19 protein-coding genes and 4 pseudogenes are annotated in these 20943 nt (G+C 72.6%); 18 read left to right on the top strand and 5 right to left on the bottom strand.

The annotated features are described in order from the left end of the window. Positions 1-2301, bottom strand: a complete 2301-nt coding sequence (locus Acor_RS43250) for a diaminopropionate ammonia-lyase (RefSeq protein WP_246238663.1) — start codon at positions 2299-2301, stop codon at positions 1-3. 98 nt (positions 2302-2399) lie between these two features. On the opposite strand from Acor_RS43250, the gene Acor_RS15160 reads away from it, so the two are divergent. Both Acor_RS15160 and Acor_RS46285 read left to right on the top strand, forming a co-directional pair. After that, on the top strand, positions 2400-3317 hold the full coding sequence (locus Acor_RS15160) for a LysR substrate-binding domain-containing protein (RefSeq protein WP_155337266.1): 918 nt from the start codon (positions 2400-2402) through the stop codon (positions 3315-3317). Then, positions 3317-3682, top strand: a pseudogene (locus tag Acor_RS46285) (response regulator); the annotation flags it as partial. The gene Acor_RS15160 and the pseudogene Acor_RS46285, both read left to right, overlap by 1 nt. Positions 3683-4081: 399 nt before the next feature. Here the strand turns inward: Acor_RS46285 and Acor_RS46280 are convergent. Then, a pseudogene (locus Acor_RS46280) lies at positions 4082-4381 on the bottom strand (HAMP domain-containing protein); the annotation flags it as partial. Between the two features lie 715 nt (positions 4382-5096). Between Acor_RS46280 and Acor_RS15145 the strand changes: the two are divergent. From Acor_RS15145 to Acor_RS43230, 7 genes and pseudogenes are all read left to right on the top strand, one after another. Continuing rightward, a complete protein-coding gene (locus Acor_RS15145; RefSeq protein WP_155337265.1) occupies positions 5097-5711 on the top strand; it encodes a phosphatase PAP2 family protein in 615 nt (204 codons plus the stop codon). A gap of 9 nt (positions 5712-5720) precedes the next feature. Continuing rightward, positions 5721-6134 (top strand): annotated as a pseudogene (locus Acor_RS46275) (response regulator transcription factor); the annotation flags it as partial. 100 nt (positions 6135-6234) lie between these two features. Next, positions 6235-7506, top strand: a complete 1272-nt coding sequence (locus Acor_RS15135) for a sensor histidine kinase (RefSeq protein ID WP_155337264.1) — start codon at positions 6235-6237, stop codon at positions 7504-7506. A gap of 58 nt (positions 7507-7564) precedes the next feature. Next, positions 7565-7816, top strand: coding sequence for a COG4705 family protein (locus Acor_RS43245; RefSeq protein WP_218034297.1), 252 nt, complete (start codon positions 7565-7567; stop codon positions 7814-7816). Then, a complete protein-coding gene (locus tag Acor_RS43240; RefSeq protein ID WP_218034296.1) occupies positions 7801-8019 on the top strand; it encodes a hypothetical protein in 219 nt (72 codons plus the stop codon). The genes Acor_RS43245 and Acor_RS43240 overlap by 16 nt, the downstream gene beginning before the upstream one ends. 4 nt (positions 8020-8023) lie before the next feature. After that, positions 8024-8194 (top strand): annotated as a pseudogene (locus Acor_RS46270) (hypothetical protein); the annotation flags it as partial. Between the two features lie 13 nt (positions 8195-8207). Next, on the top strand, positions 8208-8387 hold the full coding sequence (locus Acor_RS43230) for a hypothetical protein (RefSeq protein WP_218034295.1): 180 nt from the start codon (positions 8208-8210) through the stop codon (positions 8385-8387). Positions 8388-8390: 3 nt separating this feature from the next. On the opposite strand, the gene Acor_RS15125 is transcribed toward Acor_RS43230, so the two are convergent. After that, positions 8391-8966 (bottom strand): TetR-like C-terminal domain-containing protein, encoded by a 576-nt coding sequence (locus tag Acor_RS15125; RefSeq protein ID WP_155337263.1) that lies wholly within the window; start codon positions 8964-8966, stop codon positions 8391-8393. A 77-nt stretch (positions 8967-9043) separates the two neighbouring features. Between Acor_RS15125 and Acor_RS15120 the strand changes: the two genes are divergently transcribed. Beyond that, positions 9044-9529, top strand: a complete 486-nt coding sequence (locus Acor_RS15120; RefSeq protein WP_155337262.1) for an FBP domain-containing protein — start codon at positions 9044-9046, stop codon at positions 9527-9529. 3 nt (positions 9530-9532) lie between these two features. Here Acor_RS15120 and Acor_RS15115 read toward each other — a convergent pair whose 3' ends face one another. Then, entirely contained in the window at positions 9533-9853 is a 321-nt protein-coding gene (locus Acor_RS15115; protein WP_246238658.1) for an ArsR/SmtB family transcription factor, read from the bottom strand. A gap of 83 nt (positions 9854-9936) precedes the next feature. Here Acor_RS15115 and Acor_RS15110 point away from each other — a divergent pair, with 83 nt between their 5' ends. Continuing rightward, entirely contained in the window at positions 9937-10944 is a 1008-nt protein-coding gene (locus Acor_RS15110; protein ID WP_155337260.1) for a cation diffusion facilitator family transporter, read from the top strand. Between the two features lie 19 nt (positions 10945-10963). Here Acor_RS15110 and Acor_RS15105 read toward each other — a convergent pair whose 3' ends face one another. Then, the gene (locus tag Acor_RS15105) at positions 10964-11974 is read right to left on the bottom strand and encodes a LacI family DNA-binding transcriptional regulator (protein WP_155337259.1); all 1011 of its coding nucleotides are present in this window, start codon (positions 11972-11974) and stop codon (positions 10964-10966) included. A 189-nt stretch (positions 11975-12163) separates the two neighbouring features. On the opposite strand from Acor_RS15105, the gene Acor_RS15100 reads away from it, so the two are divergent. The 7 genes from Acor_RS15100 to Acor_RS15070 are packed head-to-tail and all read left to right on the top strand — an operon-like array spanning position 12164 to position 20939. Continuing rightward, positions 12164-13123, top strand: a complete 960-nt coding sequence (locus Acor_RS15100; protein ID WP_155337258.1) for a dihydrodipicolinate synthase family protein — start codon at positions 12164-12166, stop codon at positions 13121-13123. Continuing rightward, positions 13120-13392 carry a (2Fe-2S)-binding protein gene (locus Acor_RS15095; protein WP_155337257.1) on the top strand — a complete coding sequence of 91 codons (273 nt, stop codon included), beginning with the start codon at positions 13120-13122 and terminating at the stop codon, positions 13390-13392. The genes Acor_RS15100 and Acor_RS15095 overlap by 4 nt, the downstream gene beginning before the upstream one ends. Next, positions 13382-14752, top strand: coding sequence for an FAD/NAD(P)-dependent oxidoreductase (locus Acor_RS15090; protein WP_155337256.1), 1371 nt, complete (start codon positions 13382-13384; stop codon positions 14750-14752). The genes Acor_RS15095 and Acor_RS15090 overlap by 11 nt, the downstream gene beginning before the upstream one ends. Further along, positions 14749-15918 (top strand): NAD(P)/FAD-dependent oxidoreductase, encoded by a 1170-nt coding sequence (locus Acor_RS15085; protein ID WP_218034294.1) that lies wholly within the window; start codon positions 14749-14751, stop codon positions 15916-15918. Before Acor_RS15090 ends, Acor_RS15085 begins: the two co-directional genes overlap by 4 nt. Further along, positions 15915-17180, top strand: a complete 1266-nt coding sequence (locus tag Acor_RS15080; protein ID WP_155337255.1) for a metal-dependent hydrolase family protein — start codon at positions 15915-15917, stop codon at positions 17178-17180. Before Acor_RS15085 ends, Acor_RS15080 begins: the two co-directional genes overlap by 4 nt. After that, entirely contained in the window at positions 17177-19228 is a 2052-nt protein-coding gene (locus Acor_RS15075; protein WP_155337254.1) for a hydantoinase/oxoprolinase family protein, read from the top strand. The genes Acor_RS15080 and Acor_RS15075 overlap by 4 nt, the downstream gene beginning before the upstream one ends. Then, positions 19221-20939, top strand: coding sequence for a hydantoinase B/oxoprolinase family protein (locus Acor_RS15070; protein ID WP_155337253.1), 1719 nt, complete (start codon positions 19221-19223; stop codon positions 20937-20939). Before Acor_RS15075 ends, Acor_RS15070 begins: the two co-directional genes overlap by 8 nt. Positions 20940-20943: the final 4 nt, after the last annotated feature.

The raw sequence follows: 20943 nt of genomic DNA, 5'->3' as shown, positions 1-20943 counted from the left end.
TCAGTCCCGGTTCGCGAGGCGGAGCAGGGTGGTGGCGAGGACGTCGACGCCGTGCGCGCACGCCTCGGGAGTGGAGTATTCGCGGGGGTTGTGGCTGATGCCGTCGTACTCGCCGCGTACGAAAATCATCGCGGTGGGGGAGAGCGCGGCGATCTCCTGGGCGTCGTGCCCGGCGCCGGAGAGCAGCGAGATGTGCGCCAGGCCGTGGTCGTCGGCCGCCTGCGCGATGGTCTTCCGCACGTCCTCGTCGAAGGGGACATATCCAGTCCTGGCCATGCGGCGGGTGGTGAACTGGATGCCTTCCAGGCTGCGCAGGAAGGCGGCGAGGGCTTCCTCGGCGCGGGCCATCTGGGCATCGTCGGGGTTGCGCAGGTCGACGGTGAGCCTCGCGCGGGCCGGGACGATGTTGGTCAGGTCCGGGTGCACGGCGAGGTGGCCGACCGTGGCGCGCAGGTCGCCGTACTCGCCGGAGTCGACCATGGCCCGAAGCCGCACGATGATCTGGGCCGCAGCCAGGCCCGCGTCGGCGCGCAGGTGGGTGGGGGTGGTCCCGGCGTGCGCGGCGCGGCCGTGGATGGTGATCTCCTGCCAGGAGATGCCCTGGACGCCGGTGACGACGCCGATCTCGACGCCGTGCTCGGCCAGGACAGGACCCTGCTCGATGTGGCACTCGACGTAGGCGTGCGGCGGGCCGAGCAGGACGTCGGCGGTCCCGTCGAAGCCGGTACGGGTGAGTTCGCCGCCGAGGGTGGACCCCGCTCGGTCGGTGAGCGCGTGCGCGTACTCCTGGGTGAGGCGTCCGGCGGCGACCGCGCTGCCGAGCATGTCGGTGCCGAAGCGCACGCCCTCCTCCTCGGTGAAGACGCCGACCTCGATGGGACGCCGGGTGGTGATGCCGCGCTCGTCCAGCGTCCGCACCACCTCGATCCCGCCCAGCACGCCGAGACAGCCGTCGAAGGCGCCCGCCGTGGCGACACTGTCGAGATGCGACCCGGTGAGCACCGGCGCGGCAGCCGGATCAGAGCCTTCGCGGCGGCCGTATATATTGCCCATCCGGTCGACCCGGACGGCCAGCCCCGCCTCTTCCATCCACCGGATGACCAGGCGGCGCCCCTCGGCGTCCGCGTCGGTGAGGGCGAGGCGGTTGACACCGCGCAGGCCGCTGCGCTCGTCGTCGTACGCGCCGACCTCGGCGAGATCCATCAAAGACCGCCACAGGCGTTCACCGTTCACAGTGATCGTGTCCGGACTTGTCATGACATGTCCCCCAGGAGTCGGGTTGGCGGCGCTGCCCTCGGTGCTCAGCAGTACCACCGTCGACCCCGGACCGAGGCCCAGCGCCGCGCGGCGCTGGCCCGCGCCGTCCCCGGTGAGCGCCGCGCGGACCCCGGCGAGCGACGCCGCCCCACAGGGACCGGCGGAGACACCGAGAGCGGCGAGATCACCCGCCGCGCGGACGGCGTCGGCGTCGGCGACGGTCACGGCGGCGTCCAGCCCGTCCCGCAGGTACGGCCAGGCGATGCTGGACGGGGTACCGCAGTTCAGACCGGCCATGACGGTCTCCCCGGTGGCCACACTGACCACCTCACCGGCGACGAGGCTTTCCATGACGCAGGCGGCGGCCGTGGACTCCACCGCCAGCAGCGCCGGGGCTCGCCCGGCCGGCCGGCTGCGGTAATGAGCGACGACGGCCTGCGCCAGCGATCCCACACCCACCGGGATGACCACCAGATCAGGCGACAGCCGCTCGTCGATTTCTGCGCAAAGAGTAGAATACCCCTCGACGATCCAGCCGGGAATCCGCTCATAGCCCGGCCAGGCCGTGTCCTGGATCAGGATCGCGTCCGGCACGGCCGCCGCCTCGCGCACGGCGTCGTCATACGACCCCGCGACCCTGACGACCTCCGCCTGCTCGGCCGCGATGGCCGCCACCGCGTCCGGATGCACACCACGCGGCACGAAGATACGCGCACGCAGGCCAAGCAGGCGCGCCAGATGGGCGACGGCACGCCCATGGTTGCCGTCGGTGGCGGCCACCAGCGTGAGAGCATCCGCCGGCGAGCGCTCGGCGAGGGCGCGGTGCACCGCCCACGACGACCCCAGCGCCTTGAACGCGGGCAGCCCCAGCCGCGACGACTCGTCCTTGACGAAGACCCGCCCCACCCCGAGCTCGGCGGCGAGCCGGGGAAGTTCGATCAGCGGAGTGGGAGCGTATCCGGGCAGGGAGGCGTGGAACTCCCGCGCCCCGGCGGGGACGGGAGCGCAGGTCCAGGCCCTGGCGGCAGGCCGCGCGAACCACATTTCAGGCACACCGCCAGCCTGCGGCACCCACCTCCCATCGCTCCAGCGAATGTTTCCGACCTATATTCATCAGAGAACCCAACCAATAAAGGCCCGCCATGTTCGACCTGCACCGACTCCGCCTGCTACGTGAACTCAAACACCGCGGCACCCTGGCCGCCGTCGCCGCCGCCCTCTCCTACAGCCCGTCCTCGGTCTCCCAGCAGCTCTCCCAGCTGGAGACGGAGGTAGGAGTCCGCCTGCTGGAGCCGATCGGCCGCCGGGTACGGCTGACCGAGCAGGCCGAGATCCTCGTCGCCCACACCGAGGCGGTGCTGGAACGCCTGGAACGCGCCCAGGCCGACATCGCCGCATCGCTGACCGACCTGACCGGAACACTGCGCATCGCCTCGTTCCAGACCGCGGCCCTCGCCCTGGTGCCCGGCGCGCTGAGCCTCCTGCGCGACCTGCACCCCGGCCTTCGCCTGCACGTCACCCAGATGCCCCCAGAAACCGCTCTCCCCGCCCTGCAGGCCCGCGACTTCGACCTGGTCATCGCCGAGGAATACCCGGGCAACCCCAACCCCCGCCCCGCCGAACTGGAACAGGAGGACCTGCTCGACGACCCACTCCACCTCGCCCTCCCCGAACCGGCCCCCGCCACGGTGCCGCTGAGCTCACTCGCCGCCCATCCCTGGGCGATGGAACCCGAGGGCACCTTCGCCCGCCACTGGGCCATGACCCTGTGCCGCAACGCCGGCTTCGAACCCGACGTACGCTTCGAGACCACCGACCTCCTGATCCACCGCCGCCTGGTCGAACAGGGCCACGCCGTCGCCCTCCTCCCCGACCTGGTCTGGATCGGGCAGCCCCCGACCGTCGCCCTGCGGCGACTCCCGCCGGGCCAGCGCGCCCGCCGCGTCTTCACGGCGGTCCGGCGGGGCCGCGGCCGGCACCCCGCCATCAGGGCCTGCCGGCACGCGCTCCGGCAGGCGGCAGCGGAGGTGACGGCCCCGGCGCACGGCAGGCCGTCCTGATGCGGGGCGGCCGACGACCTACGATCGGGGGCATGGCTGCTGCGAACGTGCTGGTCGTGGAGGACGACGTGGTGATCGGCGCCGAGCTGACCGAGGCGCTGAACGTCAACGGATACGCGCCGACGCTCGCCGTCAACGGGCGCGCGGCGATGGAGAGCGCCCAGGCCAACCCGCCCGACCTCGTCCTGCTGGATCTCGGCCTGCCCGACCTGGACGGCGTGGTGGTCTGCCGCAAGCTCCGCCTGACGGTCCCGGAGGCGGTGATCGTCGTACTCACCGCGCGGACCGAGGAACTCGACGTGGTGGTCGCCCTCGACGCGGGCGCGGACGACTACCTGACGAAACCGTTCCGGCTGGCCGAGCTGATGGCGCGGCTGCGGGCGCACCTGCGCCGCCAGGCCGTACTGCCGCAGGAACGGCTGCTGACGGCGGGCGCCGTGCGACTGGACCTGCCCGCCCGCCGGGCCTTCCTGGACGGGTCGGACGGTGAGCACCACCTCGCCGGCGCCGTGCCGCATCGCATTGTCCATCAGCACCAGGAGGATCTGCCGGACCGCCGCCAGCGACGCCGTCAGCGCGGGCAGGTCGGGCTCGACCCTGACCGTCAGGCGGCGGCCCCGCTCCGCCAGCAGGCCGTGCCAGTCCTCGTGTACCTCCGCCGTCAGGGCCGGCACGTCGAGCGGATCCCCGCCGGTACGGCTGTCGCGGCTGAGGGTGACCAGATCCTCGATGATCGTCCGCAGCCGCTCGCCCCGCGTCAGCGCGTTCCTGATGGCGTCGGCCCGATCGGCGGCCGGGCAGGTGAGCGCCGACTCCAGGCCCAGCAGCAGGCCGGTCAGCCCGGTGCGGAGCTGGTGCGACACATCGGCGCTGAAGGCCCGCTCGCGGGCCAGCACGTCGCCCAGCCGGCGGGCGGTCGCCTCCAGCGCCAGCCCGGCCTGGTCGGCCTCACGCAGCCCGGAACGCGGGGCGCGGACCGTGAAGTCGCCGTCGCCGAGCTGCTGCGCGGCGCTCGTCAGGCGCTCCAGCGGGATGGCCAGCCGGCGGGACAGGTAGATCGCCATCGCCGCCGCCAGCCCGAGCGCGATCACCCCGAGCACGGCCATCAGCAGCCACGCCCGGTGCACCGCGTCCGCCACCGAGTCGTACGGCGTGGCCACCCGGACCGTGAGGGATATCCCCTCGTCGGAGGGGATCGGCGCGGTCACGACGAGGAAGGCGTCCTCGACGGCCTGGTGGGTGCGCCCGTCCCGGCTGCTCGCGGCGAAGGCCGAGACGCCGGGCCCCGACCCGAACAGCCGCCGCCCGTCGACCGTGTAGACGCCGACGGTCAGATCAGAGGAGATGTCACGCGGCAGCACCAGCGGCAGGCTCGGGTCGCTGCCCACGTCGTCCGGGATCGCCGCGGCGATCCACACGGCGTCGCGCTGCAGAGCCGCCACTGTCTCGTCGTGGTAGAGCTGATTCACCGACAGCGCCAGCGGAGCCGCGAACAGCGCCACCGCCAGCGCGGTCACGGCCACGATCGCCGTCAGCGCCCTGCGCCGGAGCGGCGTCCCCTCAGCTTTCATGCCCCGCATCGTCGCAGCTCACAGGTAACCGCCCCGCTAACCTCCGGCTGATCGGCCACCTTGGGCTTGCCGGACTGAAAGTGAACGCTGCGTTAACCATTCGTTCAGCGGGCGCTGACCAGGCCGTTCCTACGGTGGCCCTGTGACTCGGGGACTACGCGTGACCAACGGCCGGCCAGACCGAGAGCTGGATCCGCCGCGTCCGAAAATGCAGGTCAGGCTGCTGGTGGGCCTCGCCTCGCTGGCCTTCGTGACGCTGCTGGGGTTCGCCTCCCGCTCGCCGGAATGGACGGCGCGGGACGCCGCGGCCGGCCGGGCGATCCAGTCGGTCAGGACGCCGTGGCTGACGGTGGCGGCTCGGGTGCTCGACATCGGCTTCAGCACCCTCGCCGGCGTGATCATCGTCTTCGTGCTGGTCGTGACGCTGGCTCTGACCGGCCGGGCCGCCGCGGCCTGGCGGAGCCTGGCGGTCATCCTCGCGGGCTGGGGAGCCGGCATGCTGCTGAAGATCCTCGTCACCCGTCCCCGGCCCCCGGCCGCGCGGGCGCTGATCAGCCAGCTCGGCGACACCAGCTTCCCGAGCGGCCACGTCTGCCTGACCCTGTCGATCATGATCGCCGTCGCGCTGCTGATCCGCCGCCCGTACGCCGTCGTGATCGGCGCCCTGGTCGTCGTCGCGCAGATGTTCGCCCGGATCTACCTGGGCGTTCACTACCCGACCGACACCGTGGGGTCACTGATCGCCGCCCCGGCGGCGATCGCGCTGGTGCTCGGCGCGACAGCTAACCGGGCGTTGGCGGGACGCTCATCCGCCGCTCGCTAGCGTCGCCGCATGTCTACCAGCGTGGCGATCGGCCTGCCGGACGCCGATGGACGTGACGTGGTGCTGGCCCTGCGGGAGCGCCGCGTGCAGGCCCCGATCCTCCTGCTCACCGCGCGCGACGGCCTGCACGATCTGCTGTCCGGCTTCCGCGCCGGAGCGGACGACTACCTGGTCAAGCCCTTCGCGTTCGCCGAACTCATCGTCCGCCTGCACGCCCTCGCCAGGCGGGCCATCCCGCCCGCGGCCCCGGCGGGGCTCCGGCTCGACCCCGCCCGCCACGCCGTCTCCGAAGGAGAGCGGACCATCCGGCTCACCCCCATCGAGTTCCGGCTGCTCGCACCTCTGCCGGCCCGTCCCGGCGAGGTCGTCCGCCGCCGGGCGCTGATCACCGCCGCGTGGCCGGACGGCGCCATCGTGCATGACAACACGCTCGACTCGTGCGTCACCCGCCTGCGCGCAAACTGGCGCGACTCGGGACGCCGGCCACCATCACCGCCGCGCGCGGAGTCGGATACCGGCTCTCGTGATCCGCCGCCGTCTGATCGTCGTCACGACCGCCTCCGTGGCCGCGGCCCTGCTCCTGCTGACGGCGGGCCTCTGGATCGTGCTGTCCCGCGGCCTCGACCACGACGCCGATCTCGTGCTCCGGTCCCGTGCCGAGGCCGCGATGACCACCCTGGAGCTCATCCCGCTGGGCCTGGCCGTCGAGGACCCGCCGCTGGACCAGATGATCGACGACAACGCATGGGTGTTCGACGGGGCCGGACGGGTGCTGGCTCAGCCGCGCGCGCCCGCCGACGTGGCGCGCGCCGCCGCGTCGCTCCGGGGGAGCGCCCGCCCGGCCGGTCGCGACGTGGGCGGCGTCCGGCTGCTCGCGGTGCCCGCCCCGCAGGGTGGGTCGGTCGTGGTCGGCGTCTCGCTGCGCCCGTACCGGGACAGCGGGCGGATCGGGCTGCTCGCGGCACTCGTCCTGGACGTCATGGTGCTGGGTCTCACGGTGGCGCTGACCCGGCACGTCGTCCGGGCCGCGCTGCGCCCGGTCACCGCCATGACCCGGCAGGCCCTGGAATGGAGCGAGCACGACCTGGACCACCGGTTCTCCTGGGGACCGGCGCGTGACGAACTGACCGGGCTGGCCGCCAATCTCGACGTGCTGCTCAATCGCGTCGCGGTCAACCTGAGGCACGAACGGCTGCTCAGCGCCGAAATCGCCCACGAACTGCGCACGCCGCTCGCCCGGCTCCGCGCCGAGGCCGAGATAGCCCTGCTCAGGCCCCGCCCGGCCCCGCAACTGCGCGAGGCGCTGGAGGGGGTCGTCACGCACGCCGGCGAGCTCACCGAGGTGGTCGACACGCTGCTGGCGTTCTCCCGGACGACGCCGGGCTCGTCCGGATGCCGGGTCGCCGACGCACTGAACGGAATCGAGGACGACGTCGCTCTCACCTATGACTGCGCGCCGGGCCTGCGCGTGAGCTGCGCGGCCGATCTGCTGGCGCGCATCCTGGCGCCGCTGCTGGGCAACGCCCGCGCCTACGGCTCACGCGGCGCCCTCGCGGTCGGCGTCGAGGGCACCACCGCGACGTTCACGATCACCGACGCCGCGCCGGGCGTCCTGGCGGGCGAGGAAGAGGTCATCTTCGAGCCGGCCCGCCGGGGCAGCGCGGCGCACCTGGCCCCGGGCTCGGGGCTGGGCCTGGCCCTGTCCCGGCGGCTGGCCCGCGCGGCCGGCGGCGACGTGACGGCTGTCACCTCACCGTGCGGCGGGCGCTTCCAGGTGCGGCTGCCCCTCGCCTGAACACGGTCAGGTGAACATGGTCAGGATAGTGTCAGGCGGCCGGTGCGAACCTGCGGCCATGACGACTCCCCACCTCACCAAGGTGCCGCGGCTCACCCTGTACTTCTGGGTCATCAAGGTGCTCTGCACCACCGTCGGCGAGACCGCCGCCGACTTCCTCGACGTGCACCTGGATCTCGGCCTGACCAACACCACCTACCTCATGACCGCGCTGCTGCTGGCCGCGCTCGTCATCCAGTTCTCGGCCCGGCGCTACGTGCCCGGCTCTACTGGCTCGTCGTCGTGCTGGTCAGCGTGGTCGGGACCCTGATCACCGACAACCTCACCGACAATTTCGGCGTCCCGCTCGAAGTGACGACGGTCGCGTTCGCCCTCGCGCTCGCGGTCATCTTCGCCGGTTGGTACGGCGTCGAGCGCACCCTGTCGATCCATTCGATCCGGACGATCCGGCGGGAGGCCTTCTACTGGGCGGCCATCCTGTTCACCTTCGCCCTGGGCGCCCGCGGCCGGTGACCTCGTGGCCGAGTCGTTCGACCTCGGCTACGCGCTGTCGGGCCTGGCCTTCGCCGCCGCCATCGCGGCCGTCGCGCTCGCGCACTACGGGTTCGGGCTGGCCAGCGTCCCGGCCTTCTGGGCGGCCGACATCCTCACCCGCCCGCTGGGCGCCTCGATCGGCGACTACCTCTCCCAGCCGGCGGACAGTGGAGGTCTCGGGCTGGGCGCTCGGGGGAGCGTTCGCCGACCGCCCGGTTCTCGGCGGAGAGGTCGGAGATGTAGACGCCACCGTCGTCACCAGCGGCGTATTCCTGGCGACGATCCTCGGCTTCGTCCTGTACCTGAGCCTGAGCCGTACGGACGAGATCCCGGTGACCGCGCGGTAGCCGTCACGCGGTCTGCACCGGCCAGTTGCGTAGCGCGACGTCGAGGGTGTCGAGGGTCCGGTTCCAGGACTCGTCCGCGGCGCGGGCGTGATGGCGGAAGCCGCCGGTCTGTTCCAGGCTCACGAAGCCGTGGAAGGTGCTGCCCAGCAGGCGGACCGCGTCGGTCTGGTCGGGTTCGGCCAGGGAGTAGCCGCGCAGGATCGCCCGGGTCATGTCGGAGTGGCGGCGCGCCGCGCTCGCCCGCGCGGTCTCCGGGTCGAGTTCGACCTGCATCGCCGCGTACCTGCCGGGATGTTCCCTGGCGTAGTCGCGGTAGGCGTTGGCGAAGGCGACCAGCGCCTCCTTGCCCGCCCGGCCGGCCAGCGCCGCCGCGACCAGGTCGGCGAGTTCGGCCAGGGCCAGCACGGCCACCCGGACCCGCAGTTCGTGCGCGTTTCTGATGTGCGAGTACAGACTGGCGTCCTTCACGCCGAACCTGCGCGCCAGCTCCGAGACGGTGACGTTCTCCAGCCCCACCTCGTCGGCCAGTTCCGCCGCCGCCTCGGCCAGCCGCTCGACCGTCACTCCGGCACGTGCCATGAACCACTCTCCCTAGGACTCCTAGGATTCTACATAATAGTTTGCCCGTTCAGCATATGTACGGTAGCTCTTTGGCTATGAGACAGATTACCGAAGTGGAGATCCGCGCCTCTCTTGTCAACTGCACCAAGGGCGAGGTCAAACGGCTGGCCGTGCCCAGGGATCTGGACGCCCGGCCCTGGGCTGACCTGGACTTCCTGGGCTGGCAGGATCCCGCGTCGCCGGGCCGCGCCTACCTGATCGCCGAACAGGGCGACCGCCTGGTCGGGGTTGCACTGCGGCGGGCCACGGCGCATGCCGGATTTGTACGGCGCAGCATGTGCTCGATCTGCCTGACCACGCACACCGGCGACGGCGTCTCGCTGATGACCGCCCGCCGGCCCGGCGGCAGCGGCGACTCCGTGGGCGCCTACATCTGCACCGACCTGGCCTGCTCCCTCTACCTGCGCGGCAAGAAGGACGCCGGACCCGGCGGCAGGATGCCCGAGTCCCTCACCCTCGAAGAGAAGATCGGCAGGACGGCGGTCAACGTGACCGAGTTCCTCCAGAAGGTGACCCAGTGATCGCTAGTCATGCCGGGGCTGGCCGGAGATTTCATGGTCGGCGTGGAAGAGGGCTTCCTTGATGAGGGAGCGCACGTGGGAGTCGCGCGCCCGGTACAGGACCCGCCGGCCGTCCCTGCGGGTCCGTACCAGACCGGCGTACCTCAGTTTGGCCAGGTGCTGGGACACCGAGGGACGCGCGACCTGAAGGGACTCGGCGAGCGAACCGACGTCGTACTCGGCGGAGGAGAGCAGCCACATGAGCCGCAACCGGGTGCCGTCACTGAGTAACCGGAAGGCGGCGACGGCCGTCTCGACCTGCTCGCCGGTGGGTTGTTCCTGCACAGGGTTGGCACCTGATTCGTTGTCGCGTGCGTACATGACTACATATAATCGCAGAAAGGGTGCACCGGGCAAAGGAGTGCGATATGTCCGACCAGCACGGTCACGGCCACGGATCCCGCGCGTGGCGGGGCCTGCGGCACGCCCTGGCCCCGCACAGTCACGACAGCGCCGACAAAACCGACGCCGCGCTGGAGTCCAGCAGCCGCGGCCTGCGGGTGCTGGGCATCTCCTTCGCGGTGCTCGTGATCACCGCCGTCGTCCAGGCGGTCATCGTCGCCTTCTCCGGATCGGTCGCCCTGCTCGGCGACACACTGCACAACTTCGCCGACGCCCTGACCGCGATCCCGCTGGCCATCGCCTTCTCCTTCGGCAGACGCGCCGCCACCCGCCGGTTCACCTACGGGTACGGCCGCGCCGAGGACCTGGCCGGAATCGTCATCGTGCTCCTGATCGCCGCATCGGCCGGACTGGCGGGGTACGAGGCCGTTGGCCGCCTGCTCCAGCCCCAGGACGTGCACGCCCTGGCCTGGGTCGCGGGCGCGGGCCTGATCGGCTTCATCGGCAACGAACTGGTCGCGCGCTACCGGATCAAGGTCGGCCGCGAGATCGGCTCGGCCGCGCTGGTCGCCGACGGACTGCACGCGCGCACGGACGGTTTCACCTCGCTGGCCGTGCTCATCGGCGCGGGCGGAGCCGCCCTGGGCTTCCCGATCGCCGACCCGATCGTGGGCCTGGCGATCACGCTGGCCATCTGTTTCGTCCTGCGCGACGCCGCCAGGGAGATCTACCATCGCCTGATGGACGCCGTCGACCCTGCCCTGGTCGAGCAGGCGGAACAGACCCTGCGCGCCGTGCCGGGCGTCCTTCGGGCCGGTTCGGTACGGCTGCGCTGGATCGGCCACGTACTCCACGCGGAGGTGGACATCCGCGTCGACCACCACCTCTCCCTGATCGAGGCGCACGCCGTCGCGGTGGAAGCCGAACACCAGCTCATCCACCACCTGCCCCGGCTGAGGGCGGCCACCGTCCACGCCGACCCCGACGGCCCCGAGGGCGCCGACCACCACGCCCGCCTGCTCTCACACCGTTAGGTACTCCGGCTCGGTGAGTTCAGCGCGGCGGCGCGCAGGACGCACGGACGATGAGCTTGGCTCCCACCCGGTAAGCGCGACCGGTTCCGTGCTCGCGCGGAGAGCGGTTCTCGATCTGCTGGAGCAGCAGGTCCATGGCCAGCTCGCCCAGTTCCCGCGCGCCGTTGTCGACCACGGTCACGGCGGGCTGCCACCAGCGCAGCCACGGAATGTCCTCATAGCAGACCAGTGAGAGCTGCCCGGGAATGCCGACCCCGGCGGCCACCAGCGTCGGCAGGACGCCGAACACGGCTTCGTGGTTGGCCGTGAACAGGGCCGTCGGATTCTGGCGGAGCAGGCGGGCGGTCGCCTCGGCGCCGAAGGCGGGATCGAAGGCCCCGCGCTCGACGAGGGCGGGGTCGACCGCCCGGCCGCGTTCGCGCATCGCCTGCTCGTAGCCCGCGAAACGTTCCCGCCCCGAGTTGGTGGTCAGTTCGCCGCCGATGAAGGCGATCCGCTCGTGCCCGAGGTCGAGCAGGTGGGCGGTGGCGGCGTGGGCGCCTTCGCGGTCGGCGGCCAGCACGCTGGGGGCGGCGCTCTCGGCGGCGGCCCGGATGACGCTGACCATCCCGATGCCCTCGGCCAGGAGCGCGTTGGTCAGGGCCGCGTTCTTGCCGGTCCCTATCATGATCAGCCCGTCCACGCCGTACGTGGACAGGGTGCGCAGGAACGACTCCTCGCGCCGCGGGTCGGCGTCGGTGATGCAGAGCATCACCTGGTAGTTCTCGGCGGCGGCCCGCCGCTGCACCACCTCGGCGATGGTGTGGAACGAGGCGTTTATGAGGTTGTTCAGGACCAGGCCGATGAGGTGGGACTGGCGGGAGCGCAGGGTGCTGGCGGCGCGGTTCGGCCGGTAGCCGAGCTTGGCCGCCGCCTCCTGGACCGCGGCCCTGGTCTCGGGGGAGATCAGCACGGAACCGCTCAGCGCGCGTGACGCGGTGCTCCGTGACACGCCCGCCGCGCCGGCGACGTCCTTCAACGTGATCGCCATCCTGCTCCTCGCTGGGATCGATCCCATCCTATTCCACGATCTTCCCAGAAAGGATTCGGCTCCGTGGTGTTTCTGGCGGAATTTATCCAGGTAAAAAACACGATTTCTGCTTGACCGCAACTGGGTCACTGCCGCAACCTTATGCAATCGATCCCACAAGCGGAGCGTAGCAGAGAGGCCGGGGGACCCATGGACCGCGACGACGTCAGCTGGCGGGGCTACTGGCCCGCGGCTCCGACACCCTTCACCGCGGCCGGAGCGCTGGACGAGCAGGCGTGGCGCGCGCTGCTCCAGCTCTACGCGGCGCAGCGGGTGCACGGCGTCCTGGTCAACGGGAGCACCGGTGAGTGGTTCAGCCAGACCCCCGCCGAGCGCCGCCGCGTCACCGAAATCGCCGTCGCCGAACTCTCCGGCCGCGCCCCGGTGGTCATCGGCGTCACCGCCTACACCGCCGCCGAGGCGATCGACCTGGCCAGGCACGCGGCCGAGACGGGCGCCGACGGCGTGCTCGCCACCCCGCCGCCCTACGTCCACCCGGGCCCGGACGAGATCCTCGCCTTCTACCGTGCGGTCAGCTCGGCCACCGACCTGCCGTTCATGGTCTACAACTGGCCGCGCGGCGTGAGCGTCGACATCTCCGCCCACCCCGGGCTCATGCGGCGACTGGCCGACCTCGACCGGGTCGTGGCGATCAAGGACAGCACCGGCGACTGGCTGCGCATGCTCGCCACCGTCGAGGCCGTCAGCGAGCAGGTCCGGGTGTTCGGCAGCTTCCTGCACCGGCGCGGCCTGGCCGTGCTGATGGAACTGGGCGGTGACGGCAACATCGACGGCGGCGGCCTGGGCGCGCCGTTCGCGGTGCCGTACTACGAGGCGGTCGCGGCGGGGAACGCCAAGGCCGCCCGCGGCTGGGCCGACCGCTACGCCGGGCTCTCCGCCCGCCTGATCAACCCCGACTACAGCGGCGTGCACGGCACGCCGATCGCCCAGCTCAAAGCCGCCATGGCGATCCTCGGCCAGCCGGGCGGGCAGGTCAGGCCGCCGCTGCTGCCGATCGCCGACCCGGCGGCCATCGACGCGATCGGCGCGGTCCTGCGGGAGTCCGGCCTGGCCGAGACGCTCGCCCAGGGGGGAGTGGCCGCGCGATGACCGCCCCCAGGAGTGCGACGATCATCGTCGACGGCCGCCCGGTGACCGCCGTGGCGGGCGTCAGCCTCACCGCCGCGCTCGTCGGCGACCACCGGTGGGCGCTGCGCCGCAACCCGGTCGACGGCGGGCCGCGCGGCCCGTTCTGCGGGATGGGCGTCTGCTTCGAGTGCGAGGTGACCGTGGACGGCGTGCCCTCGGTCCGCGCCTGCCTCACCAGGATCCGGCCCGGCATGCGGGTCGACACCACCGGAGCGCCCAATGATCGTTGAGCGTGACGTCGTCGTGGTGGGCGGCGGGCCCGCGGGGCTCACCGCCGCCGCCCGGCTGGCGGCGGCCGGGCTGACCGTGACGATCCTGGACGAGCAGCCCGAACTCGGCGGCCAGTACTACCGGCGGCCCGCGCCCGAGGTCGCCCGGCGCTGGGGCGACCACCGCCGCGAAGGCGGCGAACTGATCGCCGGAGTGCGGGCGGCGGGCGTGGAGTGCCGCACCGGCCATCTGGTCTGGGGGCTGGCCGACGACGACCGGACGCTGCTCGCCGAGGACGAGGCCGGGCGGCCGGTCCGGCTGCGGGGCCGCCACCTCGTGCTCGCCACCGGCGCCTACGAGCGGTCCTTCCCCTTCCCCGGGTGGCAGCTCCCCGGCGTGACCACGCCCGGCTTCGCCCAGCACCTGGCGGCGGGCGACCACACCCCGATCGGGGAGCGGGTCGTGCTGGCCGGCTCGGGGCCGTTCCTGCTGCCGGTCGCCTGCTCGCTGCTCGCGCTCGGGGTGAAGGTGGCCGGAATCGCCGAGGCGGGCACGCCGTACCGGCCGGGAAGGCGGGCGCTGGGCACGCTGCGCCACCCCGCGCGGCTGCGCGAACTGGCCGGGTACGCGGCGCGGCTGGCCCGCGCCCGGGTGCCGGTCTGGCAGGGCGCCGTCGTGCTCCGCGCCGACGGCCACGACCGCGTCTCCTCCGTCACCCTGGCCGCCGCCGGCCGCCCCGGCCAGGCGATCCGCACCGTCGAGGCCGACGCCCTCTGCGTCGGGTACGGCTTCCGCCCGCAGACCGACCTGGCCCGCCTGCTGGGCTGCGAGGTCACCGCCGACCCCGGCACCGGCGACGCGATCCCGGTCACCGACCCGGCCGGCCGCTCCTCCCGCCCTGACGTGTACGTCATCGGCGAGGCCGCCGGGATCGGTGGCGCGCCCACGGCCCGGGCGCGCGGCCTCGCGGCGGCCCACGACATCCTCGCCCGCGAGACCGGCCACCCCGTCCCACCGGCCGAGGCGCGCCGGGTCGCCACGGCGGCCCGCCGCCTCGGCCACTTCACCGCGCTCACCGACGCGCTCTACCCCAGCCCGGCCCAGCTGCTCGACGCGCTGGTCCCCGCCCTGGCCGACAGCACGATGGCCTGCCGCTGCGAGTCGGTCACCGCCGGCGAACTCCGCGCCGACGCCGCCGGAGACGTCAACGCCGCCAAAGCCAGGACCCGCGCGGGCATGGGCCCCTGCCAGGGACGGGTGTGCGGCTTCGCCGTCGCCGGCCTCGTCAGGGGCGGCGCGGTCTTCCCGTCCCGGGTGCCGATCCGCCCGGTGCGGATGACGACGCTGCTCGAACTCGCCGCCGAAGACGGACCGGCATGATGCGCGCCGCGGACGTCGTCATCGTCGGGGCCGGGGTGCTGGGCGCCGCGGCGGCCTGGCAGCTGTCCCGCGCCGGGCACCGGGTCGTGATCTTCGACCGGGGCGCGCCCGGCCGCGAGGGCTCCGGGACGACGGCGGGCAACCTGCACGTCCAGGCCGTGCACACCCGCCGCCCCGGCCAGGAGGTCCCCATCGACAGCGCCAGGTTCCTGCCGCTGCAACGGGCGGCCAGCGACCGGTGGGAGAGCGTCGAAGACGACCTGGGCGCCTCGGTCGAACTGCGGCGAAGCGGCGGGTTCACCATCGCGGAGACCCCTGACCAGTGCCAGGAGCTGAAGGAGAAGCACACCTGGGAGGCGGCGGCCGGGATCCCGACCGAGGTCCTGGACGGCGACGCCGCGCGGGAGGCGCTGCCGCTGCTCGGGCCCACGGTCACCGCCGCCACCTGGTGCGCCAGCGACGGCTACGCCAACCCGCTGAAGGTCACCCCGGCCTACCTGGCGGCGGCGGCCGGGCACGGGGCCGAGCTGGTGCCGTACGCGCCGGTGCGGGAGATCGCGCGGCGCGGCGGGACCTGGCGGGTCACGGCGGGAACGCACACCGTGGCGGCCCCCGTGGTGATCGACGTGGCCGGGCCGTGGCTGGGTGAGATCGCCGCGCTGGCCGGGATCCGGCTGCGGATGACGCCGGTGGCGATCCAGATGCACGCCACCGTGCGCGCCCCCGTCACCATGTCCCACCTGGTCCAGCACATCGGCGAAGGGTTGTCGGTGAAGCAGGTCACCGCGGGAAACCTGCTCATCGGCGGCGGCTGGCCGGCCAGGGCCCTCAACCTGGCCGGCCGGAGCGTCACCAGCGTGGACAGCCTGCTCGGCAACGTGGCCCTGGCCGTACGGGTGCTGCCTTTCATCCGGGACCTGCGGCTGCTGCGGGCCTGGGCGGGGCCGCTGGCGGCCACCCCCGACGAGATGCCGCTGATCGGCGAGGTGCCCGGCGAGCCCGGCTTCCTGGTGGCCGGCGGGACGTACGCGTTCACGTTCGCGCCGCTGTGGGGCGAGACGCTGCGCGGCCTGGCCGAGGGCGCGCCGCCGCCGGTGGAGATCGCCGACCTGGGGCCGGACCGGCTCATGACCCAAACGAAGACGCACGAAGGGAGACAGCGATGACATCCGGAAGACGCGCGCGGCTGCCGGAGCCCGAAACGCTCTGGCTGACCGGCGGGCACGTGGTGGACGTACGTTCCGGGCGGGTCCGCCGGGACGTCAACGTGGTGGTGACGGCCGGGCGGATCGAGCGGATCACCGCCGCCGCCCCGCCGCCGGAGGCGGCCACCGTCGAGCTGGGCGGCAGATACGTGCTGCCCGGCCTGATCTCGGTGCACACCCACCTGTCGGTGCTCTACCCGTTCTCCGACACCGACGAGTCGGAGGACTCGGGCCTCACGGCGCTGCGGGCGCTGTCCCGCGCCCAGGACGCCCTCTACGCGGGGGTCACCACGATCCGCTGCGTGCACGAGCAGAACCGCGCCGACCTGCTGGTGCGCACGGCCGCTGAACAGGGCTGGGTGGACGCGCCGCGCATCGTCGGCGCCGGCCGAGCGATCTCCACGACCGGCGGCCACGGCCACGGCAGCGCCTGCTCCTACGCCGACGGCCACGACGGCTTCCTGCGCGCCGCCAGGCAGGAACTCGCGGCGGGCGCCGACCTCATCAAGGTCTTCATCACCGGCGGGATCGCCCACCAGGGCGAGTCGTTCACCGGCGCGCAGATGACGCTGGAGGAGATGCGCGCGGTCGTCCGCGCCGCCGAGGAGCACGGCGCCTACGTCACCGCGCACGCCGGATCCGGTTCTGCGATCAGGGAGGCGCTGCACGCGGGAGTGCGCGGCTTCGAGCACGCCTACGAACTGGACGAGGACACGGCCGCGCGGATGGCGGAGCGGCGGGTCTACCTCACCCCGACCCTGTGCGTCACCCGCTGCCCGGACTGGATGGCCGAGCACGACTTCACGCCGTGGCAGATCGAACGCGCGCTGGAGGTCGGCCCCGGCCACCTGGCCAGCATCCGCCGGGCCATCGCCGCCGGCGTCGCCGACCCCGCCGACCCGCAGGCCCCCGGCATCACCATGCTGGCCGGCACCGACTACCCGCCGGGCGAGCCGATCGAGGACACCGTGGTCGCGGTCCGCGAGATGGAGTTCCTGTCCGAGGCCGGACTCGACCCGGCCCAGACGCTGCGCACCGGCACCCTCGACGCGGCCCGCCTGGTCGGACTGGCCGGCCAGGCGGGCTCCGTCGAGGAGGGCTACCTGGCCGACCTGATCGTCACCGACCGCGACCCGCTCGGCGACATCTCCGCGCTGCGCCGCATCCCCTTCGTCATGCAGGCAGGCCGGATCATCCGCGACGACCTTGGAGGCGCCCGGTGAAATCGGCGATCCGCTTCGCGGTGGACATCGGCGGCACGTTCGTCGACGCCATCGCCTACGACGAGACGACCGGCGAGCTGCGGCTGCACAAGGCCCCGACCACCCCCGGCTCACCTGCCCGCGGCGTGCTCGACGCGGTCGGCGGCCTCGCGGACCGGCTCGACGACGTCGAGGCGTTCGTGCACGGCACCACGCTCGGCCTCAACGCCATCCTGCAGCGGCGGGGCGCGGACGTCGGGATCATCACCAACGAGGGCTTCCGCGACCTGCTGGAGATCGCGCGGGCGAATGTCCCCTCCCTGCACATGTACGACTTCGCCTACGCGCCCCCGCCGCCGCTGGTGCCCCGCCGCCACCGGACCGGCGTGCCCGGCCGGATGGACGCACAGGGCGCCGAGGTAACGGAACTCGACGAGGACGCGGTTCGCGAGGCAGGCCGCCTCCTGGTGGAGGAGCGCGGGCTGCGCTCGCTGGCGATCTGCTTCCTGCACTCCTACGCCAACCCCGCGCACGAGCGCAGGGCCGCCCGGATCCTGCGCGAGGCCTACCCGGACGTGTCGGTCTCCACCTCGACCGACATCACCCGGGAGTACCGCGAGTACGAGCGCACCAGCACCGTCACCCTCGACGCCTACATCAGGCCGGTGCTCAACGACTACATCGGCGCCCTGGAGGGCGGCCTGGCGGACGCCGGGCTCACCCGCCCGCTGCACATCATGCGCTCGGGCGGCGGCGCGATGACCGCGGAGCTGGCCCGGCGGGCGCCGCTGATGACCGTGCTGTCCGGCCCCGCCGGCGGCGTGGTGGGCGCGTCCTTCCTGGCCCGCGAGCAGCACCTGCCCAAGCTGATCTCCTTCGACGTCGGCGGCACCAGCGTGGACTGCTGCGTGATCGAGGACGGCGAGCCCGGCGAGGTGCACGAGGCGGCCATCGACGGGTTCCCGCTGCTCATCCCCATCTTCGACATCCGTACGGTGGGCGCGGGCGGCGGCTCGATCGCCTGGATCGACGAGGGCCTGCTCAAGGTCGGCCCGCACAGCGCGGGCGCGGTGCCCGGCCCGGTGGCGTACGGCGCGGGCGGCACCGAGCCGACGGTCACCGACGCCGCCCTGGTGCTCGGCTACCTGGACCCCGCGGCGTTCCTGGACGGCGAGATGAGCATCGACGCCGAAGCCGCCCGCGCCGCCATCCAGACCGAACTCGCCGTCCCCCTCGGCGTGACCGGCACCGAGGCGGCGGCGAGCGTCTTCCGCGTCCTGCTGGCCCGCACGGTCGGCGCGCTGCGCGAGATCACCGTGGAGCGCGCCCTGGATCCGCGCGAGTTCGCGCTGCTCGCCTACGGCGGCGCGGGCCCGCTGCTCGGCCCGATGCTGGCCCGCGAGATGGGCATCGCCACCACTCTCATCCCGCAGGTCCCGGCCGCGTTCTCCGCCTTCGGGATGCTGATGTCGGACCTGGAGTACGGGTTCGCCACCACCGTGCTGCGCCCGCTGAGCGACGCCACCCTGGCCGCCGCCGAGCCCGCCTTCGCCGAACTGGAGCAGCAGGGCGAGGAGGTGCTGTCCACCCAGGGCATCAAACCCGAGGACCGCACACTGATCCGCCGCCTCGACGTGCGCTACCACGGCCAGGAACACAGCCTCGGCATCGACCTGCTCCCCGGCGACACGGCCGCCACCGTGCTGTCCCGCTTCAACGCCCAGCACGAGGCCAGATACGGCCACGCGATGCCGGACGCCGGCCAGATCCTCACCCTGCGGGTACGCGCCGTGGGAAAGCTGGCCAAACCGGGACTGCGCGAACTGCCCGCCACCGGCTCCGGCAGCGCGGAACCCGCCGGTTCCCGCCCGGCCTACGACGTCGCGACCGGCCAGGTCACCCCCTTCCAGGTGTACCTCAGGGGTTCGCTGTCGCCCGGCCACACGCTGCGCGGCCCGGCGATCGTCGAAGAGGGCACCTCGACCACCGTGATCTTCGCCGACCAGCGGCTGACGGTCGACGGCTACGGACAACTGCTGGTCACCGGCGCAGGAGGCAACGATGACTGAACCTCTGGACGGAGCCACCGTCGAGGTGATCCGCAATTACCTGGTCTCGGTGGGCGAGCAGATGCGCCGCACCCTGGTCAGGGCCGCGTTCAACCCGGTGATCTACGAGGTGCTGGACTTCGGCATCTCGATCTACAACGCCGAGCTGGAGCTGACGGCGGAGGCGGCGGGGATCACCTCCTTCCTCGGCGCGAACGACTACGCCATCGTCAAGGGCGTCGAGTACGTCGGCCGGGAGAACCTCCGCGAGGGCGACGTCTACCTGCTCAACTATCCGTACTGGAGCGGCGCCCACTCCTACGACGCGATGCTGTTCGCCCCGGTCTTCCGCCCCGGGCACGAGGGCCCCGCCGCCTACCTGGCGGTGCGCGCGCACTGGATGGACCTCGGGGCGAAGGCCCCCGGATACGTCCTGGACTCCACGGACATGCACCAGGAAGGCCTGATCTTCCCCGGCACGAAGATCGTCAGCGGCGGCGAAGTCGTCCGCGACATCGTCGAGCTCATCCGCTTCAACTCCCGCCTGCCCGACCTGACCATCGGCGACTTCCACGCCCAGCTGGCGGCGCTGCGCACCGGCGAGAACCGGCTGGCGCAGGTCTGGGAGAAGTTCGGCGGGCCGACCGTGGACCAGGCCGTACGCCAGATCATCGAGCACGGCGAGCGGGTCGCGCGCAAGGCCGTGGCGGCGCTGCCCGACGGCAGCTGGACGGCGTTCGACTACTGCGACGACGACGGCATCACCGACGACCTGATCCGGATGGAGGTCAAGGTCACCATCGACGGCGAGCACATGGAGGTCGACTTCAACGGCTCGGACGGCGCGGTCGTCGGGCCGGTCAACCTGCCCATCGGCGCCACCGAGAGCCTGGCCAAGGCCATCTACAAGGAGCTGACCACCGCGCGGGAGCCCTCCAACGCGGGCCACTACCGGGCGCTGGACATCAAGGCAGACCCCGGCAACTTCTTCCACGCCGTCTACCCGGTCGCGACCTTCACCCAGTGGAGCGGCATCGTCGCCTTCGAACTGATGCACAAGGCGCTGGCGCAGGTGCTCGACTCCATTCCGGCCTCCTCGGGGGGCGACGAGCCGGGGTTCATGGCGCTCGGGCACGATCCGCGTACCGACGCCGACTATGTGATCAGCAACAACGAGGGCATCGGCTGGGGCGCCGGCAGGGACCACGACGGGGCCAACGCCCAGCAGCACCCCTCGCAGAGCGTGGTGCGCAACACCCCGGTCGAGGTGCTGGAGCACAAGGCGACCCTGTTCCACGAACGGCTCGAACTGATCCCCGACTCCGGCGGCGCGGGCCGGCACCGCGGCGGCCTGGGCGTGCTCAGGGAGGTCCGCTACCTGGCCGACGGCGAGGTGCTGTCGATGAAGAAGAAGAGCAAGACCCGTCCCTGGGCGCTGCACGGCGGCCAGGAGTCCGAGCCCAGCGAGATGGTGCTGTGGCCGGAGACCGAGCGCGCCAAACGGGTCGGCATGTACCGGGCGGCGATGAAGGCGGGGGACCGGTTCGTGAACCGGACCGCGGGCGGCGGGGGATACGGCGATCCGCTGGAACGGAATCCGGCCGCCGTGGTGGCCGACGTGCTGAACGGATACGTCAGCGCCGAGGTCGCCGGACAAGTCTACGGGGTGATCGTCGATGAGACCGGCGGCTGGCGGCCCACCCCCGCCAGAGCCGAAAACCACGAAGGGTAACAGC

It is taken from the genome of Acrocarpospora corrugata (assembly GCF_009687845.1).
Taxonomy (GTDB): domain Bacteria; phylum Actinomycetota; class Actinomycetes; order Streptosporangiales; family Streptosporangiaceae; genus Acrocarpospora; species Acrocarpospora corrugata.
The sequence above is the reverse complement of the archived record's forward strand: the minus strand, read 5'-3'. Positions and strand labels throughout refer to the sequence as shown.

Coding starts and splice junctions, on each gene's coding strand:
- Acor_RS15080 (WP_155337255.1), top strand. CDS start 15,915: ATGACATCCGGAAGACGCGCGCGGCTGCCGGAGCCCGAAACGCTCTGG.
- Acor_RS43245 (WP_218034297.1), top strand. CDS start 7,565: ATGACGACTCCCCACCTCACCAAGGTGCCGCGGCTCACCCTGTACTTC.
- Acor_RS43250 (WP_246238663.1), bottom strand. CDS start 2,301: ATGTGGTTCGCGCGGCCTGCCGCCAGGGCCTGGACCTGCGCTCCCGTC.
- Acor_RS15120 (WP_155337262.1), top strand. CDS start 9,044: ATGAGACAGATTACCGAAGTGGAGATCCGCGCCTCTCTTGTCAACTGC.
- Acor_RS15100 (WP_155337258.1), top strand. CDS start 12,164: ATGGACCGCGACGACGTCAGCTGGCGGGGCTACTGGCCCGCGGCTCCG.
- Acor_RS15145 (WP_155337265.1), top strand. CDS start 5,097: ATGCAGGTCAGGCTGCTGGTGGGCCTCGCCTCGCTGGCCTTCGTGACG.
- Acor_RS15160 (WP_155337266.1), top strand. CDS start 2,400: ATGTTCGACCTGCACCGACTCCGCCTGCTACGTGAACTCAAACACCGC.
- Acor_RS15110 (WP_155337260.1), top strand. CDS start 9,937: ATGTCCGACCAGCACGGTCACGGCCACGGATCCCGCGCGTGGCGGGGC.
- Acor_RS15095 (WP_155337257.1), top strand. CDS start 13,120: ATGACCGCCCCCAGGAGTGCGACGATCATCGTCGACGGCCGCCCGGTG.
- Acor_RS15070 (WP_155337253.1), top strand. CDS start 19,221: ATGACTGAACCTCTGGACGGAGCCACCGTCGAGGTGATCCGCAATTAC.
- Acor_RS15085 (WP_218034294.1), top strand. CDS start 14,749: ATGATGCGCGCCGCGGACGTCGTCATCGTCGGGGCCGGGGTGCTGGGC.
- Acor_RS15105 (WP_155337259.1), bottom strand. CDS start 11,974: ATGGCGATCACGTTGAAGGACGTCGCCGGCGCGGCGGGCGTGTCACGG.
- Acor_RS15125 (WP_155337263.1), bottom strand. CDS start 8,966: ATGGCACGTGCCGGAGTGACGGTCGAGCGGCTGGCCGAGGCGGCGGCG.
- Acor_RS15090 (WP_155337256.1), top strand. CDS start 13,382: ATGATCGTTGAGCGTGACGTCGTCGTGGTGGGCGGCGGGCCCGCGGGG.